At 37.9% G+C, this 14,426-nt stretch carries 13 protein-coding genes and 1 pseudogene; 11 read left to right on the forward strand and 3 right to left on the reverse strand.

Annotated elements, in window-relative coordinates:
- The 7 genes and pseudogenes from IQ228_RS00965 to IQ228_RS00995 all read left to right on the forward strand — a co-directional run.
- Window positions 1–206 (forward strand): annotated as a pseudogene (locus IQ228_RS00965) (fumarate reductase/succinate dehydrogenase flavoprotein subunit); the annotation flags it as partial.
- 115 nt (window positions 207–321) lie between these two features.
- Entirely contained in the window at window positions 322–1,152 is an 831-nt protein-coding gene (locus IQ228_RS00970; RefSeq protein WP_168465259.1) for a dienelactone hydrolase family protein, read from the forward strand.
- 143 nt (window positions 1,153–1,295) lie between these two features.
- Complete coding sequence (locus IQ228_RS00975; RefSeq protein ID WP_193894371.1) at window positions 1,296–2,606, forward strand: O-acetylhomoserine aminocarboxypropyltransferase/cysteine synthase family protein; 1,311 nt, start codon at window positions 1,296–1,298, stop codon at window positions 2,604–2,606.
- A 71-nt stretch (window positions 2,607–2,677) separates the two neighbouring features.
- On the forward strand, window positions 2,678–3,739 hold the full coding sequence (gene metX, locus IQ228_RS00980; protein WP_193961978.1) for a homoserine O-acetyltransferase: 1,062 nt from the start codon (window positions 2,678–2,680) through the stop codon (window positions 3,737–3,739).
- A 30-nt stretch (window positions 3,740–3,769) separates the two neighbouring features.
- The gene (locus IQ228_RS00985; RefSeq protein WP_027401230.1) at window positions 3,770–3,997 is read left to right on the forward strand and encodes a ferredoxin family protein; all 228 of its coding nucleotides are present in this window, start codon (window positions 3,770–3,772) and stop codon (window positions 3,995–3,997) included.
- Window positions 3,998–4,007: 10 nt separating this feature from the next.
- Entirely contained in the window at window positions 4,008–4,958 is a 951-nt protein-coding gene (locus IQ228_RS00990; protein WP_193961967.1) for a HEAT repeat domain-containing protein, read from the forward strand.
- A 44-nt stretch (window positions 4,959–5,002) separates the two neighbouring features.
- Window positions 5,003–5,533 (forward strand): dual specificity protein phosphatase family protein, encoded by a 531-nt coding sequence (locus IQ228_RS00995; protein WP_027401232.1) that lies wholly within the window; start codon window positions 5,003–5,005, stop codon window positions 5,531–5,533.
- A 46-nt stretch (window positions 5,534–5,579) separates the two neighbouring features.
- Here IQ228_RS00995 and IQ228_RS01000 read toward each other — a convergent pair whose 3' ends face one another.
- Window positions 5,580–6,122: a DUF2808 domain-containing protein gene (locus IQ228_RS01000; protein ID WP_193961968.1), complete on the reverse strand. Its 543-nt coding sequence runs from the start codon at window positions 6,120–6,122 to the stop codon at window positions 5,580–5,582.
- Between the two features lie 315 nt (window positions 6,123–6,437).
- Window positions 6,438–7,406 (reverse strand): DUF4351 domain-containing protein, encoded by a 969-nt coding sequence (locus tag IQ228_RS01005; protein WP_228043622.1) that lies wholly within the window; start codon window positions 7,404–7,406, stop codon window positions 6,438–6,440.
- Between IQ228_RS01005 and drmD the strand changes: the two genes are divergently transcribed.
- The 4 genes from drmD to IQ228_RS01020 all read left to right on the forward strand — a co-directional run bounded on the left by drmD (window position 7,392) and on the right by IQ228_RS01020 (window position 13,061).
- On the forward strand, window positions 7,392–9,197 hold the full coding sequence (gene drmD / locus IQ228_RS26320) for a DISARM system SNF2-like helicase DrmD (protein WP_370566791.1): 1,806 nt from the start codon (window positions 7,392–7,394) through the stop codon (window positions 9,195–9,197). The two genes, IQ228_RS01005 and drmD, sit on opposite strands and share 15 nt — an antisense overlap.
- A 12-nt stretch (window positions 9,198–9,209) precedes the next feature.
- Entirely contained in the window at window positions 9,210–10,220 is a 1,011-nt protein-coding gene (locus tag IQ228_RS26325; protein ID WP_228043623.1) for a hypothetical protein, read from the forward strand.
- A gap of 583 nt (window positions 10,221–10,803) precedes the next feature.
- Window positions 10,804–11,037: a hypothetical protein gene (locus IQ228_RS01015; protein ID WP_027401234.1), complete on the forward strand. Its 234-nt coding sequence runs from the start codon at window positions 10,804–10,806 to the stop codon at window positions 11,035–11,037.
- Entirely contained in the window at window positions 11,007–13,061 is a 2,055-nt protein-coding gene (locus IQ228_RS01020; RefSeq protein WP_228043624.1) for a DNA methyltransferase, read from the forward strand. The genes IQ228_RS01015 and IQ228_RS01020 overlap by 31 nt, the downstream gene beginning before the upstream one ends.
- 416 nt (window positions 13,062–13,477) lie before the next feature.
- Here IQ228_RS01020 and IQ228_RS01025 read toward each other — a convergent pair whose 3' ends face one another.
- The gene (locus IQ228_RS01025; protein WP_193961969.1) at window positions 13,478–14,338 is read right to left on the reverse strand and encodes a DUF4351 domain-containing protein; all 861 of its coding nucleotides are present in this window, start codon (window positions 14,336–14,338) and stop codon (window positions 13,478–13,480) included.
- Window positions 14,339–14,426 lie beyond the last annotated feature (88 nt).

Consider the following 14,426-nt stretch of genomic DNA (forward strand, 5'->3'; position numbering starts at 1 on the left):
GAGCATCTTTATATCGTCGGGAAAGTCGTTGGGGTTTATATCATTATCGGTTGGATTATCCAAATAAGAATAATGAAGAGTGGTTTTGTCATGTGAATTTGAAAAAAGATGAAGCAGAAGAAATGATCTTATTTAAGCGTCCAGTTGAGCCTTATGTTGTGGAGGTTGATTTACAGCAAGAAGTTTATAACGTTGCTGTTAGATAAATGGAATGATTAAGTTAATACGGTTCAGTCAAGAAAAAGTAGGTTGGGTTAAGCAAAAGCACCACTCAACAAAAAAATTGATAATGTTAGGTTTCTTTTAAGGTAATTAAAGATGATTCAAGAAATAACACGCCGTGAATTTATCGCTACTGCTGCTTTAACAACTGGTTTTGCTTTAGCAGTACAACCTGTTTCCGCTAAAGTGATTACCACAGATACTAAAGGATTAATTGCGGGAGTGGTGAAAATTCCCGTCAAAGATGGGGAAATTCCAGCATATAGAGCGCAACCAGAAAAGGGTGAAAATTTTCCTATTGTCTTAGTAATTCAAGAAATATTTGGGGTACATGAACATATACAGGATGTTGTGCGACGCTTTGCTAAATTAGGCTATTTAGCGATCGCACCAGAACTATTCATTCGCCAAGATGATGTCTCAAAATTAAGCAATATTGACGAAATTCGCCAAATTGTTGCCAAAGTTCCCGACTCTCAAGTTTTATCAGATTTAGATGCTACTGTCGCTTGGGCAGTAAAATCAGCAAAAGGTAACGCTGATAAATTAGCAATTACGGGTTTTTGCTGGGGTGGTCGAATTACCTGGCTATATGCAGCACATAATCCCAATGTAAAAGCAGGTGTAGCTTGGTACGGGAGATTGGTAGGCAATGCTACCGAGCTACAACCCAAACATCCCATTGATATTGCTTTTGAGTTAAAAGTCCCCGTGCTGGGACTCTATGGAGGTCAAGATACAGGTATTCCTGTGGAAACAGTAGAACAAATACGAGAAAAACTTAAATCTAGCAGCAGTAAATCGGAGATAATTGTTTATCCTGATGCACCTCACGCCTTTTTTGCCGATTATCGCCCTTCCTACCGCGAAAAAGAAGCCCAGGATGGTTGGCAACGTCTCCAGAAATGGTTTAAACAGTATGGAGTGTGAGTTTCAAGATTTCTAGAACTTACGCACAAATTACGGATAAACGAACCGCAGAGGCGCAGAGGACACAGAGAAATAAGAGTTTGAAAGGTTTTGCGTAAGTTCGAATTTCATGTTTTGATAGTCAACCTATTTAAATACTAACTATGTCAGAAAATTATCGTTTTGAAACCCTACAAGTCCATGCTGGACAAGAACCTGCACCTGGTACTAATGCCCGTGCTGTACCAATTTATCAAACTACTTCCTACGTTTTTGATGATGCTGAACATGGAGCGCGGTTATTTGCTCTCCAGGAGTTTGGTAACATTTATACCCGGATTATGAATCCGACAACGGATGTATTTGAAAAACGGATTGCGGCTTTAGAAGGGGGCGTAGCAGCTTTAGCTACTGCAAGCGGTCAAGCAGCACAATTTTTGGCAATAAGTACGATCGCTCAAGCAGGAGATAATATTGTTGCTACCAGTTTCCTCTATGGGGGAACTTATAACCAGTTCAAAGTTACTCTTCCACGATTGGGAATTAATGTCAAATTTGTGGAAGGAGATGATCCAGAAAATTTCCGTCAGGCAATTGATGAAAACACCAAAGCCCTGTACGTTGAAACCATTGGTAATCCTCAATTCAATATCCCAGACTTTGCTGCTTTAGCCCACATTGCCCATGAAAACGGCATTCCTTTAATTGTAGATAATACCTTCGGTGCAGGTGGATATCTAGCACGACCCATTGAACATGGTGCAGATATTGTTGTAGAATCTGCTACTAAATGGATAGGTGGTCATGGTACATCTATTGGCGGCGTAATAGTAGATTCTGGTAAATTTGATTGGGGTAACGGCAAATTTCCCCTCTTTACCGAACCTTCCCCCGGTTATCATGGATTGAATTTTCAAGAAGTATTTGGGAAAGGGAGTCAATTTGGTAATATTGCCTTTATTATTCGTGCCAGAGTGGAAGGATTACGAGATTTAGGAGCAGCATTAAGTCCATTTAACGCTTTTCTATTACTGCAAGGATTAGAAACCCTTTCCCTGCGTGTAGAACGTCATGTCAATAATGCTTTAGAATTGGCTAAATGGTTAGAACAACAAGAGCAGGTAGCATGGGTTAATTATCCCGGACTTCCCAATCATCCCTATCATGAACGCGCTAAAAAATATCTTCGACATGGCTTTGGTGGCGTTCTTAATTTTGGTATTAAGGGGGGATTAGAAGCAGGTAAAGCCTTTATTAGTAATGTGAAATTAGCCAGTCATTTAGCAAATGTTGGTGATGCAAAAACCCTTGTCATTCATCCTGCTTCCACAACTCATCAACAGCTAAGTGATAGTGAACAAATTTCGGCTGGTGTCACATCAGATTTGGTGCGGGTATCTGTGGGAATTGAACATATTGATGATATTAAGGAGGATTTTGAGCAAGCATTTAAGAAGGTGACAGGTGACAGGTGACAGTAAAAGAAAGTATGAGTGCAGAGGGAAAATTGCCTGTTCCCTGTTCCAGATTCCCTATTCCCTACTCTATGAAATATTTAGACTTCATTTCATCAAAAACCCAGTTGTATCAATTGTCAGTACCATTTCAATTAGAATCTGGTGAACTATTAGTTGGTGTTCAGGTTGCTTATCGTATCTGGGGAAAATTAAACGCAAACCGCGATAATGGGGTCTTAATTTGTCATGCTTTAACTGGTTCTGCTGATGCTGATGATTGGTGGGGAGATTTGTTTGGTTCAGGAAAAGTCTTTGATCCTAATCAGGATTTTATCGTGTGCAGCAACATTTTAGGAAGTTGTTACGGTACAACTGGAGCAACTTCTATTAACCCAAATACAGGAAAGGTTTATGGTGGATCTTTTCCGAGAATTACAATTAGGGATATGGTTCACCTCCAAGCTGCACTATTAGAATATTTAGATATTCAATCTCTACAGTTAGTAATTGGCGGTTCATTGGGTGGAATGCAAGTTTTAGAATGGGCTTTATTATATCCAGAAAAGGTGAGAGCGATCGCACCAATGGCTGCACCTGGAAGACATTCAGCATGGTCTATTGGCTTGAGTGAAGCCCAAAGACAGGCAATTTATATAGATCCAAATTGGCAAGGGGGAAACTATACAATTGATGCACCACCAGTCCAAGGATTAGCATTAGCGCGGATGATGGCAATGATTACTTATCGTTATTGGGAGAGTTTTACAAATCGTTTTGGAAGACAGCAGGATGAATCTAATCAGTTTGCGATCGCCAGTTATTTACAATATCAAGGTCAAAAACTAATAGAACGTTTTGATGCTAATACTTATATTACATTAACTCAGGCAATGGATAGTCATGATGTTAGTTGGAACAGAAAAGATTATCAATCAGTTTTGCAAAGTATCAAACAACCAACTTTAGTTGTGTCTATTGATTCTGATGTTCTTTATCCTCCAGAAGAACAACAAGAATTAGTAGATTTAATCCCTCATGCTCAATTGGGGTTGCTCAAATCAACTCACGGACATGATGCGTTTTTAATTGATATGGAAGCATTGAATAAAATGGTAGTTTCTTTTAGGGAAGAATGGGAATTTTTTGGTTAATTTTTAATGAAATTAGGGAGTTACGAAATTATGGCTTTAATTAATCAAAGAGTAGATGTTCCTGTAATTGTGGATGAATCTAAATGTTTAGAAAAATGTGTTGCTTGTATTGAAGTTTGTCCTCTGGATGTATTAGCAAAAAATCCAGAGACGGGAAAAGCCTATATGAAATATGATGAATGTTGGTTCTGTCTACCCTGTGAGAAGGAATGTCCAACAAACGCCATTACAGTACAAATTCCTTTCTTATTGCGGTAGAGGTACAGAAATGTTTATAGATACTGATTCAGCGTTAAATCAATGGTTGGAAATGTTGCGTTCAGTTAACGAAGGCGATCGCCTAGTTGCGGTAAAATCTCTACAGCACCTTGGAGAAGACGCAGCAGTTGACGCTTTAATTATCGCACTGGAAGACGAAAGCACCGCAGTCCAAAAAATTGCCGTATCTGCACTTTGGGAACTTGCTAATCCTGTTGCTGTACCTGCTTTATTAAAAACTCTTGCTTCCCCAGATGAAGACGTTCGCACCGAAGGATTATCAGCATTAGGTGAATTAGTCACCACAGATCATTTATTGCTTTTATTGGATGCACTACATCAAGAAAATATCAATCTTCAAGTTAACATCTTAATCTTATTGCGGAAGATACATGATGTTCAATCTCTACCTGCGGTGTTATCTTTCTTTGATTCCAAATATCCACAACTACGAGAAACTGCTATTACAACTCTACGCTATTTAAACCAGGTGCAAATATGTCCACCAGCTTTATCTTTGATGAATGATCCTGATGATAATGTCCGTCGTGCAGTAGCATTAACTTTAGGACATTTAGCAGATAAAGAAGTTGTAGAATTATTAAGTCAATTACTCACTTCCGATCCTGATTGGCAAGTACGACGCAATGCAGCTAAATCTTTAGCAATTCACGCTAATTCAGCAGCAGTTCCCGCTTTAAAAATTGCGCTAAAAGATGAACATTGGCAAGTGCGAAAATTCACGCTTCAAGTATTACAAAAAATGCCAGATCAAAATTTATTACCTGATTTAATTAAAGGATTAACAGACGAATATTCGGATGTCAGAAAAGAGGCAGCTATAGCACTTGGTAATTTAGATAATACTCAGGCTTTAAATGCTCTCCAACAAGCACTAGATGATCCTGATCGAGATGTTTCTATTTACGCAGAAAAAGCAATTAAAAAGATAAGGAGATAGATCCCCGACTTCTCAAAGAAGTCGGGGATCTGGATAAGTTGAATATGTACAAATTTGCCCCTGCTTGGGAACAAGAAACAATAGTTTTTGGTGCTTCTCAACCTGGATATACTGATAATCAGGTATATGATTGGATTGAGTTTATGAAATCCCAAAACATTCAGCGAATTTGCTGTTTACTTAGTGAAAAACAACTAGCTAATTATGCCCATCTTTTAGATACATATCGGCAAGAATTTGGTAATCAACAAGTTTGTTGGACACCAATTGAAGATTTTCATTTATCTGATTTAGAAACACTCACACAAACAATACTGCCTTTTTTAATCACAGCAAATCAACAAAATGAAAAAGTAGTTGTGCATTGTGCTGGTGGAATTGGCCGGACTGGACATATATTAGCAGCGTGGTTAGTTACTGTGCGGGGATTTTCTCATCAAGATGCAATTTCTGCTGTTATAAAAACAGGGAGAAATCCTTATGAAGCTGTAATTTTAAGTAAAAATCCGTTACAAGTTGCAGAAGAATTAAATGTGCTGCTGAATAATTGTCGTCTAGCGTTCTTAACTAATTGATGGATATTGCTGAATTTGTCTGAAAAATCAGCAATTTATAAACACTTTACCTGTAATAAAATAGATGATTATCAAAATCATTGTAAAATTGTAAACGAGCGGTTCCCACAACTAAATTATTTGTCTTTTCACCAGAGGAAATAACATGAACTCGAAATAGATAAATACCTTCGCTGGTGGGATTATAAAAAGGTTTGAAAACGATAGTAATTGTTTGATTTGCAGAAACTGGTTTATCAAAAGTAGCAATGATAGTTTGTGGTTGACTTGAACTCTTGGTTAGGGTAATACCTAGCGTTTCTTTTTGTCCACTTGCTTCTACAAAAGCAAAACTGTTTTTCTGATTGAATTCAATATTTTCTACACCTTCTATTTGTGTTAAAACAACCTGTTGCAGTTGCCAATTAGCCAGAGATTCTGGTAATTTGATTGTAAAATAATAAGTTGCGTCCCAAGAACCTGTTTGATTGTAAGTTGTTTTGGCAGTTAACAACGGTTTTGGTGGTATCCCGTAGGTAGTAGGCACAGATAATAAAAATATTCCTGTACTAATAGCTAGGGTTTTACAAAGAGTTTTGAATCTGTTCATGTTTTTAGGATTTGATATTTTAAATAGGTTTTTCTATTGCATTACACCCTTTCAATTTAGCAAGTGGAACTTATTAATGATTACAATACTGTTTGGTTAAGAGTTTTTGTAGGTTGGGTTAAGCGACAGCGCAACCCAACAAAAGTCTGTAAATGTTGGGTAACAAGAACGTCAAACGCCATTCGCCACAAGCCGGGAAACCCGTCCAGATGGCTCCCCAACCTACCTGATTTAATGTTTTTAGATTATGACAAGTATAGGTTGTTTGAAAAATGGTTCTAATTGCATGATTAACTCCCTAATAATCAAAATGAATTAAATTGAGTGTTGGGTTAACCAAGCTTCTAAATCAGCAACACTAGAAAAGTCTAATAATGCCTCTCCTAAATTTTCTAACTGTTCAATTGATAATCCTGTAATTCGCTCGATTAATAACGCATCAATTTCCCCAATCCGACGATGTAGTAGACGCAGTATTAAGTTTTTTTCTCCTTCTTGCTTCCCTTCTTGCTTTCCTTCTTGTCTTCCTTCTTGTCTTCCTTCTTGTCTTCCTTCTTCTTTAGCTTGTTCTCTATTTCTTTGATAAAGTGGTTCTAGTCGCATAATTAACTCCCTATCATCTGTTTCTAGTTTTTGATTTACTCTCAAATTTTCGCGCAAGTTGTAAACTAATTCCAGGGTGGTTTTTTGGTAAGGGTGATCTAATGGTAACGCCTGCAACTCGATAATTGCTTGTGATTGTACGCTTCCCCTACCCAAAAGCCTCAACCATAAAGTCTCCGGTGTTTGTGGTAGTTGGTGTATTGCCACAATTGCTGTTCGCAAGGGATCTGCTAAAAAGTGTACTCCCGATAACCAACCTTCTTGTTGGATAGTTCTAAAGCTAGATAAACGAGTTTCAGAAATAGTGGGGGTTAAAATCCACAATTTAGGAATTTCTGACTCCTGAAGTTTGATTTTATTGGCTTTGGCTTCTCGTCGCAATGAAGCCTTGACTTCTAATAACTTGAGAATACAGTCGCAGATTTCATCGGTAGAAGCTGGATTGCGGTATGGTTCTATTATTGCAGGATTTTCGGCAAGTCTTCCTAGTAAGCCCAGTATTTGTAATTTAGAACTTTGTTGTTTAGCAGGTGTGAATAAAACATCAATTTCTTTAATTTCTCCTGAGACTTTTTCTGATGCTTTGACTTCTCCGTAATCTTTTAATAATTCTTCTAGATAGTCTTTGGCGATGCAGTAAGATGGGGTGCAGCTTCCACGGCTGATATTCGCACTGTACAATCACCTTTTCGCAGTGGTATAGATATTGAAGATTATCAATTAGATCCGGTAGTACGGGCAATTCAAATGCCCCGTGTTAACTTATTAATTGCTGATGATGTGGGTTTAGGTAAAACCATAGAAGCTGGTTTAGTAGCCCAAGAATTAATTATCCGTCATCGTTGCCATCGGATTGTCATAGTTTGTCCATCTTCGCTACAAGTGCAATGGCAAGAACAGATGCGGGATAAATTTGGTTTGGATTTTCGGATTGTTGACAGTGCATTAATGAAAGAACTGCGAAGGAAACGGGGTATTCATGTGAACCCTTGGCAACATTTTCCCCGGTTGATTACTTCCATAGATTTTTTGAAACGCGATCGCCCTTTACGTCTCCTCAAAGAAATATTACCAGGTGAAGGGGAATCTCTCTACCCCCGCAGGTTTGATTTATTAATCGTTGATGAAGCCCATAACGTTGCCCCCTCTGGTGGGGGCAAATATGCCGTAGATTCCATGAGAACGGCTGCTATTCGGCTATTAGTCCCCCACTTTGAACATAAGTTATTTTTGACTGCCACACCCCATAACGGCTACCCCGAAAGTTTCACCGCTTTGTTAGAATTACTCGATTCTCAACGGTTTGCACGGGGGGTAACACCAGACAGGAAACAATTACAGGTGGTGATGGTACGCAGGTTAAAACAGGAAATGCAAAATTGGGATGGTTCACCACTATTTCCTAAACGCCAATTAGCAGCCATTTCTGTAGATTATCCAGCCGCAGAACGTCAAGCCCACGCTGCCTTAAAAAGATATACAGAATTACGTTGCAAGGGCGTGGCAGATAATACAGAAAAATATGCCACTGAATTTGTGTTAAAACTCTTAAAAAAACGCCTATTTTCTTCACCAGCAGCTTTTGCTAGTACCTTAGAACAACACCAACAATCATTAACTACTGCCCGTCGTCGCACAGCATCTAGTTTATCTCGACCCAGTGAAGGAATTTTGCGGCGACAGTTACAAGAAATTGAAGAAGATTTTGCTGATGATGATGTTTATGAAGAATCTACAGATGACGCAATTACTCATACAACTCGGTTATTTAGAGAATTAAATCCTGAAGAACAAAGTTTATTAACCCAAATGTTGCAATGGGCAGAAACAGCAGCGAGATTAGCTGATGCTAAAGCCAAAGAACTCCTCAACTGGATTCATACTTATATTAAACCAGATGGAAAATGGTCTAATGAAAGAGTAATTATTTTCACAGAATATCGAGCCACACAAAAATGGTTATATAACCTCTTAGCGGCACAAGGGTTAGTCCAGGAAGAACGGTTAATGACTTTATATGGGGGGATGAAATCAGACGACAGAGAACAGGTAAAAGCGGCATTTCAAGCTCATCCTGATATTTCCCCAGTGCGAATTTTATTAGCTACGGATGCAGCCAGTGAAGGTTTAGATCTACAAAACTTTTGTTCGCGGTTAATTCATTATGAAATACCTTGGAATCCTAACCGCATGGAACAAAGAAATGGGCGGATAGATAGACATGGACAAAAGGCTTCAGAAGTATTAATTTATCACTTTGTCGGTAAAGATTATCAGCAAAATAGCACCCAAGGAATTAAACCGGGAGAACTAGAAGGGGATTTAGAATTTCTCATGCGGGCAGCTTTAAAGGTTAATAATATTCGGGAAGATTTGGGAAAAGTTGTCCCAGTTATTGCTGCCCAAGTAGAAGAAGCAATGATGGGAAAACGGACTATTTTAGATACAACAGTAGCAGAAAAGGAATCATAACCTGTCCGCCGGATGTTAAAATTTGAGCGTCAAGTCCGGGAACAAATTGAAAAATTACGAGAACAATTAAATGAAACTCGTCAACATTTACGACTGACACCAAATAATATTGAAGCAGTGGTAAAGATTGGGTTGGAATTAGCAGAACAACCAGGGTTAATTGAGGCTAATTTAGCAGAAGTAACCGGGAAAGCTTTTTATTTACCACCTTTGAAAAGTAGTTGGGCTGCTTGTAGTGAAGGGTTAGCACATCCCCATACAAAAGTAATTCGTCCTATTGTTTTTGACCCTGAATTATCCCACGGTCGAGATGATGTAGTATTGGCGCATTTGAATCATCGGTTGGTGCAAATGTGTTTACGTTTGTTAAGGGCGGAAGTGTGGTCAAAAGAGGGGAAAAAATCATTAAATCGCGTGACGGCGCGATTAGTTCCTAATTCAGTTTTAGAGACACCGGCAGTAATTGCTTATGGAAGATTGGTAATATTAGGAAGTGACCAACAGCGATTACATGAAGAGGTAATTACAGCAGGAGGTTTATTAAAGGAAGGTAAGTTTAGCCGTATGGGTGTAATGCAAATTCAAGCAGCTTTATCGGCAGTTTTACCAGATTTAGCACCGGAAAAGATCAGAAAGACTTTAGAGAGTTTATGGAATAGTCATGCAGATTTATTAATGCAATCTTTGCAAGTGCGAATGCAAGATAGGGCTAAGAGTTTGCAGCGCGATTTAAGCAATCGGGCGGAAAAAGAAGCGGCGGATATTACTGCTATTTTAACAGAATTACAAAGGAGTATTGAACAGGAATTAAATGAACCGGAGATTAAGCAGTTGGAATTGTTTAATACGGCAGAAAAAGAACAGTTTGAGCGTAATGTTAATAGTTTAAAGGTGAGATTGGCACAAATTCCCGCAGAAGTTGAAAGGGAGGTTGCAGCAGTGAAAGCGCGGTTTACAAATCCGACACCTAGACTATTTCCGTTAGCGGTTATTTATTTAGTTCCGCAGAAATTGGCGAAATAGGGAATTGGGATTAATTTTGTCAGAATCAGGATGTCCAGGATTTGAGGATTTACAGGATGTAATTTTAGGTTTTTTCATGGGGTGTTTTTGATTTTTTTATCTGAAATGGCTAACGCCACGCTGCGCGAACAGGATGTCCAGGATTTAAGGATTTACAGGATGTTATTTGGATATTTTCTGGGTGGTGTTTGATATTTGTTATTTGTCTGATAGCGTGGCGTTAGCCATGTTTAGACAATAAATAAGAAAATTTCTCATAAAAATAGTCGGTTTTAACCGACTTTAGCTTTTAGACAGGGAATTTATTCCCTGGCTATTATAATGAGTTGACTATTAAGATGAAAGTATTTTATAATGTCAACTATTCACAGACAATTTATCAAAAACATCCTGAAAATCCTTAAATCCTGGATATCCTGATTCTGACAAAATACTATCTACAAATAATAGATGATTGAACGCGGATAAACGCCGATAAACGCGGATTTTTAACAGATAATTAATTTTCAATTGTTATCCCATCCTGTACATCCTTAAATCCTGGATATCCTGATTCTGACAAATTATTCCCCATTTCCCAATTATGTCTACCGCCCGTCATCACGCTGAATGGTTATCTTTAGTTGAAGCTTCTGGTCCGTTTCTGAGTTTACCTGTACTTTTAAAGGCTTTTCCCACTGGTTTGGATGCCCATGATCCAGAACATTTAAAAATGTTACGGTTAGCTTATCAAGAATGGCAAGATAATCAAAATGGTGTAAAACCAGAGGTGGCGATTCATCGCGCTTGGGTGAATTTTGTTTTACAACAGACTTAATTGTCAAGTACACTTTAGAACCTTTGGTATATGAGGGTGTAGCGGAGGGGAAACCGCAGCAGGAATGGCGACTTAAATCTGCGGCTGAGTTATTACAGTTGAAAATATGCGATATGGCTATGGGTTCGGGGGCGTTTTTGGTGCAGACTTGTCGCTATTTGGCGGAAAGGTTGGTGGAAGCCTGGGAAAATGCGGAAAAGGCTAATCCTGGTAAGGTGGTGGTAGCGCCGGAGGGTACGTTGTCAAAATCTGTACCGCAGGAGTGCGTAATTCCCAAGGAAGCTGATGAACGCTTATTAAATGCGTTTCGGGAAGGTGCAGATATTCCTGATGGTATGGGTAAGGCTTTACCCGATTTTGATAAGTTGTGTCCGTTTCATTGGGAGTTAGAATTTCCTGAAGTTTTTATTGATAGTTCTTTATCATTAGTTACTAATTCTGCGGGTTCTCAAAAATCAAAGTCGTCAAAATCTAAATCTTCCAATTCCCCATCCCCAATTCCCCATTCCCAAAAAGGTTTTGATTCACTTGTGGGAAATCCGCCGTTTATGGGTGGTAAGAAAATTACTGGTAGTTTGGGTACAGAATATCGAGATTTTATTGTTAAATGGTTAGCGAATGATAAAAAAGGTAATGCTGATTTTTGTGCTTACTTTTTCCTCAAAGCTAAAGATTTATTAAATGAAAATGGTGGGTTTGGGTTAATTGCAACTAATACCATTTCTCAAGGTGATACAAGGGAAGTAGGGTTAGACCAGTTAATAGAAAATTGTACCATTTATCGGGCTGTTTCTAGTAGAACTTGGCCGGGTATTGCAAGTTTAGAAGTGGCTTATGTTTGGTTGAGAAAAGGTAATTGGAATGGTGATTTTATTTTAGATGAAAAACCTGTTGATGGAATTACGGCATTTTTAACAAATCCTGGTAAAGCATCTGGTAATCCTTATCAATTAGCAGCAAATCAAAATAAGTCTTTTCAAGGTTCAGTTGTACTAGGAATGGGTTTTGTTTTGACTCCAGAGGAAGCACAAGCATTAATTGAAAAGGATGCAAAAAATCAAGATGTGTTATTTCCTTATTTGAATGGACAAGATTTGAATACAAATCCTGACCAGTCTCCAAATCGTTGGGTAATTAACTTTTTTGATTGGCCTTTAGATGCTGAACATGATGATCCTAAAAATCCTAAAGGTAGACCTTATGCAAGTGATTATCCTGATTGTTTAGCGATTGTTGAAAAAAAGGTAAAACCTGAAAGAGATAAATTAGGCTTAAAATCAGATTCTTCAGCAAAAGGTTATGCAAAATATTGGTGGCTTTATGCAAGAAGAGGTCTAGAACTTTATAGTGCGATCGCAAACATGGAAAGAGTGTTAGTTATCCCTGAAACTACAAAATTTTACAATTTTAGTTTTATTCCAAGCAATATTGTTTTTTCCCATGCAACAAGAGTTTTAACATTTGTAAATGTACAAGATTTTTCCTTACTTAATTCTACATTGCATATAATATGGGCAGATTTATATTCCTCAACATTAGAGACAAGGTTAAAATATATTACTTCAGATTGTTTTGAAACATTCCCCTTTCCCACATCAACAGCAAACCTAGAAGAAATAGGCGAAAAATATTACACTCACCGCCAAAATATCATGTTAACCCGTCAAGAGGGATTAACCAAAACCTACAACCGTTTTCACAACCCCGACGAAACCAACCCAGACATTGAAGAATTACGCACATTACACATAGAAATGGATAACGCGGTAGCTGCTGCTTATGGTTGGGAAGATATAGAATTAGATCATGATTTTCATGAGACAAAACAAGGTATCCGGTTCACCATTTGCGAAAATGCACGCAGAGAAATATTAGATAGATTATTGCAATTAAATCATCAAAGATACGCGGAGGAAGTCGCCGAAGGTTTGCATGATAAAGGGAAGAAAAAAGCGAAAGGTGGGGGGAAGAAGAAGGTACAGGAGGAAGTGAATAATGATGTGAAACAGATAGAGATGTTTTAGGGAATGGGGAAATTGTCTGATAGCGTAGCGTGGCGTTAGCCATATCAGGATGTACAGGATTATAGGATTTTCAGGATGTTGTTGATAAATTTTCTGTTTGGTGTTTGGGAGTTGTTATTTGTCTGAATCAGGATGTCCAGGATTATAGGATTTTCAGGATGTTGTTGATAAATTTTCTGTTTGGTGTTTGGTAATTTTAATTGTCTGAATCAGGATGTCCAGGATTATAGGATTTTCAGGATGTTGTTTTGATATTTTTTGTTTGGTGTTTGGTAATTGGTAATTGTCTGAATCAGGATTATAGGATTTACAGGATGTTGTAAAAAAAAATAGTCGGTTTCAACCGACTTTAGCTTTTAGACAGGGAATTTATTCCCTGTCTATAATGATGATAAAATGACCAATGTTGGGGATGATTAATCTTGATTTGAATTTAACCAATTTACCAAATCATTGATATTAGAAAAGTCTAATAAAGCATCTGCTAAATTATCCAACTTTTCAATATTCAAAGTTTTGATTCTATCAACCAATGATGAATCTAATTCTCCAAATCGGCGAGTAAGTAAACGGATAATTGTCCGTTGTTCACCTAATTCTCTACCGAGTTTTTCACCTTGCTTCCTACCCTTTTCTTCACCTTTTTGGAAAATATCTTGATAAATTACTGATTCTCGCATAATGTCCTCCCTAAGTAATTGACTAATCAGCTTTTTCTCAAACCGTAAACCTGCTAAAATCTCAGTACAAGCTACAATGTCCCGCTTGATTTCTATTTCCTCAATTTTAGCAACACTTTCAGCAACCTGCGATAATAAACTTTGAGGTGAATTAGTGCGGGTTAATGGTGCTAATGGTAAGAGTGCGGGATTATTAAGAAATAAAACAGGGTCTTGTTCCCACATTCTAATTACTTGATAATAGTGAGTAGTATTTACATCTTGGTAAACATTGATAAAAGCGTTTTCATCTTTTGTTTCCTGGAGAAAAATCACGACTTGGATAATGGTACATTCGGGATATAGTCTTTTTAACCGAATATAATAATCTAGGACGCGGAAAGGAATGGGTTTTCGAGAAGTTGATAGTGTCTGAAATTCGATGTGTAAAATTTGGTTTTCACTTTTCAGAAACGTGACAAAATCAGCACGAATTGGTTCAATACTCAATTCAGTTTTTAAAACTTTGACGCTTTGTGGTTCTTCTGGTAGTAACCACCGGGCAAAATCAAGAGGATATTTTTCAGCTAATAGCTTACAAACGTTGTCAAAACTCACAGCTTGAACAGAATTTATATAGTATTTTCAATTATAACTTAAATTGGTAATTGTCTGATAGCGAAGCGTGGCGTTAGCCATTTCTGAC

Source organism: Dolichospermum sp. LEGE 00246, from assembly GCF_015207865.1.
Lineage (GTDB): Bacteria > Cyanobacteriota > Cyanobacteriia > Cyanobacteriales > Nostocaceae > Dolichospermum > Dolichospermum heterosporum.